The organism is Neobacillus drentensis (genome assembly GCF_036965425.1).
Lineage (GTDB): Bacteria > Bacillota > Bacilli > Bacillales > Cytobacillaceae > Neobacillus > Neobacillus drentensis_F.
Genome location: NZ_JBALPP010000161.1, coordinates 209 through 1,235, shown reverse-complemented (window position 1 = coordinate 1,235; position 1,027 = coordinate 209). Strand labels below are relative to the sequence as shown.

Below are 1,027 nucleotides of genomic sequence, written 5' to 3'. Positions count from 1 at the left end.
ATTTTGTACATTAGATGCAATTAAACTCTATTAAATCAACTAATTTTAATTCAAAAATCTCTAAATCGAGATATTAACCAAAAAATTATTTTTTCACTCTATTATTAATTTTTTTCAAAAGATTGACTATTATCTGAGCCTCCTCATTATTTAAAGAACCAAAAATATCATCCACCACTTCTTGATGTTTTGGCATGATTTTCTCCATCAAATCAATTCCAGCATCATTTAATGTCACATGTATTACACGCCTGTCATCAGGACATGGAAGTCGATTTAATAAACCTTTTTGTTCTAATTTATCAATAACATACGTCATCGAACCACTGGATATCAGTATGCTATTACCAATCTGCTGAATCGTTTGTTTTTCATTATGGTAAAGCACTTCTAATACCGAAAATTCTGTAATACTTAGGTTATTTTTGGACATTTCATCCCTTATTCGCTCCTGAATTACTTTTGAAGTATGCATCAATTCTAGAAATGGTTTGTTTGTGCATGCTTTTTTCATTTTAACCACCTCCTCTAATGGAATATCTCGGTTTAACACATCTCGAATTCTAGATATTGATAAAATAATAATATAAGATGTTTTTAGCCAATATCTCTTTTTATTTGTATTAATCTTCAGATTTAATTAATCATTCGTTGAGCTTCACGAAGTTGGAATAATCGATTTTTTCTTGGCAAAAATTTACGAATTTCTTCTTCGTTATACCCGACAAGTAACCTTTTATCATCAATGATTAACGGTCTTCGTAATAATTCTGGGTTATCCTTAATTAACTTGTACAATTCTTGAAGAGAAAGAGATTCAATGTTACCCTTCAAATTCCTATAAGCCTTCGAAGTTGTTGAAATGATCTCATCTGTACCATAATCTGTTAATCGAAGAATTCTTTTAAACTCATTGATCGAAAGCGGTTCAGATAAAAGGTTTCTTTCTTTATAAGCAATTTGGTGATCCTCAAGCCAAGCTTTAGCTTTACGGCAATATACACAACTAGGTGTTAAATATAAAATT

2 protein-coding genes are annotated in these 1,027 nt (G+C 30.1%); both read right to left on the bottom strand.

Annotated elements, in window-relative coordinates:
• Positions 1-85: 85 nt before the first annotated feature.
• The gene (locus V7161_RS28510) at positions 86-514 is read right to left on the bottom strand and encodes a MarR family winged helix-turn-helix transcriptional regulator (protein WP_335716166.1); all 429 of its coding nucleotides are present in this window, start codon (positions 512-514) and stop codon (positions 86-88) included.
• 122 nt (positions 515-636) lie between these two features.
• Positions 637-1,026 (bottom strand): transcriptional regulator SpxA, encoded by a 390-nt coding sequence (spxA, locus tag V7161_RS28505; RefSeq protein WP_335716165.1) that lies wholly within the window; start codon positions 1,024-1,026, stop codon positions 637-639.
• Between the last annotated feature and the right edge of the window lies 1 nt (position 1,027).

Excerpts from the sequence above, each read along its gene's own strand:
- V7161_RS28510 (WP_335716166.1), bottom strand. The coding sequence starts at position 514 with ATGAAAAAAGCATGCACAAACAAACCATTTCTAGAATTGATGCATACT.